This window comes from Inquilinus sp. (assembly GCF_039594555.1).
GTDB lineage: Bacteria > Pseudomonadota > Alphaproteobacteria > DSM-16000 > Inquilinaceae > Inquilinus.
Genome location: NZ_JBCNNF010000585.1, coordinates 1 through 3,284 on the forward strand (window position 1 = coordinate 1; position 3,284 = coordinate 3,284).

At 68.7% G+C, this 3,284-nt stretch carries 4 protein-coding genes; 1 reads left to right on the forward strand and 3 read right to left on the reverse strand.

The window, feature by feature from the left end:
* Positions 1–13: 13 nt before the first annotated feature.
* A complete protein-coding gene (locus ABDW35_RS34475) occupies positions 14–712 on the reverse strand; it encodes an MgtC/SapB family protein (protein ID WP_343718359.1) in 699 nt (232 codons plus the stop codon).
* A gap of 89 nt (positions 713–801) precedes the next feature.
* Between ABDW35_RS34475 and ABDW35_RS34480 the strand changes: the two genes are divergently transcribed.
* Positions 802–1,695, forward strand: a complete 894-nt coding sequence (locus tag ABDW35_RS34480; RefSeq protein WP_343718360.1) for a Ku protein — start codon at positions 802–804, stop codon at positions 1,693–1,695.
* A gap of 453 nt (positions 1,696–2,148) precedes the next feature.
* Here ABDW35_RS34480 and ABDW35_RS34485 read toward each other — a convergent pair whose 3' ends face one another.
* Both ABDW35_RS34485 and ABDW35_RS34490 read right to left on the reverse strand, forming a co-directional pair.
* Complete coding sequence (locus ABDW35_RS34485; RefSeq protein WP_343718361.1) at positions 2,149–2,946, reverse strand: Ku protein; 798 nt, start codon at positions 2,944–2,946, stop codon at positions 2,149–2,151.
* 82 nt (positions 2,947–3,028) lie between these two features.
* A partial coding sequence (locus tag ABDW35_RS34490; protein WP_343718362.1) for a MucR family transcriptional regulator occupies positions 3,029–3,284 on the reverse strand: 256 nt, incomplete at its 5' end.

Sequence of the window (3,284 nt, forward strand, 5' to 3'; positions counted from 1 at the left end):
TGCCCGCATCAGGCTAGCGCGGCGCCCAGTCGCCCTCCTGCACCCCGGGCATGGCCAGCAGCCTCTCGACCGCCGGCGGCAGCCCGTTGTCGGCCAGGTAGCCGCGCCAGAACACGTCGTAGCGCAGGGTCCGGAGCCCGGCCGCGGGCTGGACGGTGATCGAGCTGGCAACGACATGGAAGCCCGCCTGCTCCAGCGCCGCTTCGACGTCGCGCGGGACCAGCCGGTCCTGCTCCACGGTCAGGCTCAGCCGCGCCTTGCGCTGCTGCTTGACGCGGTCCTCCAGCCATTTCAGGCCAGACAGCACGGCCAGGCCGATGGCGAAGGCGACGCCGCCCAGGATCAGCTCCCCGGCGCCGAAGCACAGGCCCATCACCGTGACGAACCACAGCGTCGCCGCCGTGGTGACGCCCAGCACCAGGTTGCCGCGATGCAGGATGGCGCCGCCGCCGATGAAGCCGATGCCGGACAGGATGCCCAGCGGCAGGCGCATCACATCCATCTGAACGAAGGAATTGCCCGCCTTGCCGGCGGTGGCGAGCAGCTGGTTGGCCAGCACCATGGAGAAGGCGGCGGCGAGGCAGACCAGCAGATGCGTGCGCATCCCGGCCGGGCGGCCATGGGCGCCGCGGTTCCAGCCGATGATCGCGCCGGCCAGGGTGGCGAGCGCGAGGCGCAGCAGGATGTCGGGCCAGGTCGGGACCAGCGGCATTGACGGACGACCTCCGATCGCGTGCGATTCAGGAACCCGGCGGGGCGGCCGCCCGTTCCTTTCGGGACCGACCCGCTGCCGAGGACGAGATGGCGTCGCGCGCGACCTGGAAAGGCACCTTGAAGCTGGGCTTCCTGTCCTGCCCGGTGGCGCTGTACACCGCCGTAGGCGAGGGCGACGAGATCCACTTCAACATGGTCAACCGGCGCACCGGCCACCGGCTGCGGCGCCTGTTCGTCGATGCCGAGACCGGCAAGCCGGTGGAGCGCGACCAGCAGGTGAAGGGCTACGAGGTCGACACCGACCGCTATGTCGTGCTGACCGAGGAGGAGATCGAGGCCGCGATCCCCGACAGCACCAAGACCATCGAGATCGAGAGCTTCGTGCCGCGCGACGAGGTCGACCGCGTCGCTATCGAGCGGCCCTATTACCTGGCCCCGACGGATTCGGTGGGGACCGAAGCCTTCGCGGTGATCCGGGCGGCCTGCGAGAAGGCAGGCACGGTCGGGATCGGCCGCACCGTGCTGTTCCGGCGCGACCGGGTGGTGATGCTGTGCCCGGAAGGACCGGGCTTCCTGGCCAACCTGCTGCACTTCGAGTATGAGATGCGGGACGAGGCCCAGGCCTTCGACGACATCCCGGCCATGAAGATCACCGGCGAAATGCTGGACCTAGCCAAGCACATCATCGGCCAGAAGAAGGGCCGGTTCGATCCGACGAAATTCGAGGACCGATACGAGACGGCGCTGATGGAGCTGATCCGGGCCAAGCAGCGCGGCGAGACCATCAAGCCGCCGGCGGCACCGAAGCGCGGCCAGGTCATCGACCTAATGGCCGCGCTGCGCGAGAGCGCCGGGGTTGCGGGAAAATCCAGCCGCAGATCGTCGGCCAAATCCGGAAAGTCTTCGGCGAAGTCCAAGACCTCGGCAGCCAAGGGCAAGACCGCGCCGGCCGCCCGAGGGACCCGGCGCAAGGCGAGCTGAAGCTCACCTATCGCGTTTCCAGCCTGCGCGCATCCAGTCCCTGGTTTCCAAACATCGTCATTGCGAGCGCAGCGAAGCAATCCAGGGCCGGTGCGCTCCAGCCCCTGGATCGCTTCGTCGGCTTCGCCTCCTCGCAATTGTGCAAGTTCACTGATTCGATGACGGTGTTCGGAACATCACCCGGCCTGCCCAACCTTCCACACTCCCCCTCCCCTCGCGGGAGGGGGTTGGGGGGAGCGGGCTGCGCGCCGCTCCCGCTGGCCTATCCACAAAACCTCGTCATCTCTGTGAAAGCGGGGATCTCGTCACGCTTCGACCGGACAGAGATTCCCGCTTTCGCGGGAATGACGAAAAAGGGTTGGATGCCGTTTCTTTTGAAACGGTCCCGCTTGCGAGAGGCCCGTGCCTGTTCCCAAGATCTCGAACCGAGACCTTCCGGCGCCCCCGCGCCCGTCAGCGCTTGCGCTTGTCCGATTCCAGGCTCTTGCGCAGGGCGGCCATCAGGTCGATCACCTTGCCGCCCTCCTCCTTCGCCTCGGGCTTCGGCGCCTCGACCTTCCGGCCCTTCTTCTTGCGGGCGATGATCTTCTTCAGCGAGGCCTGGACCCGGTCGGCCAGCAGGTCCTCGCTCCACTCCACCGTCCGCTCCTTGATCACCGACAGCGCCAGGGCCATCGCGTCCTTCGGCGGCGCGGCCGGCTTGATGCCGCCGAAGACCTGCTTCTCGTCCCGCACCTCGTCGGCCTCGCGCAGGGTCCAGACCACCATGCCCTTGCCGCGCGGCTCGACCATGATCGGCCGCTCGCGCCGGTACAGCACCAGCTTCGACAGCCCGACCATCTTCGTCGCGGCCATCGCCTCGCGGATCACGCTGAACGCCTCCTCGCCGACCGGCTCGCTCGGCGCCAGGAAATGCGGCCGGTCGCGCCAGACCAGCCCGACCTCGGCGCGGGGGACAAAGGTCTCGATGTCGATGGTGCGCGTGGTCTCGAGCGCGACGGCGGAGAACTCGTCATCGGTCAGGGTGACGTAGTCGTCCTCACCGACCGGATAGCCGCGCAGCTGGTCGTCATCCGCCACCGGCTTGCCGGAGACGCTGTCGACATACTGGCTGACCACGCGGTTGCCGGTGGCCTGGTTCAGCGTGTGGAAGCGCACGCGCTCGGCCTGGGTGACGGCCGGCGTCATCTCCACCGGGCAGGTCACCAGGCTGAGCTTGAGATAGCCGGACCAGAAGCTGCGGGCTGCCATCGGCCGCCTCCGCGACGGTGTCTCCTGCCGGAAGAAAGCGCCGCAGCCGGCCGGCGGTTCCCCGCCGGCCCGGCTTTGCGGTTTACTTGACGGCCGCCTTGCGGCCCCGGCCCGACTTCGCGGCCGGTACCGGCGCGGGCGCCGGCTCCGGCGCGCGGCGGGTGCCGAGGCCGATGCTCTTGGCCAGCGAGCTGCGCTGCTTGGCGTAGTTCGGCGCGACCATCGGATAGTCGGCCGGCAGGCCCCAGCGCTCCCGGTACTCGTCCGGGCTCATGTTGTAGGCGGCCTGGAGATGCCGCTTCAGCATCTTCAGCTTCTTGCCGTCCTCGAGGCAGACG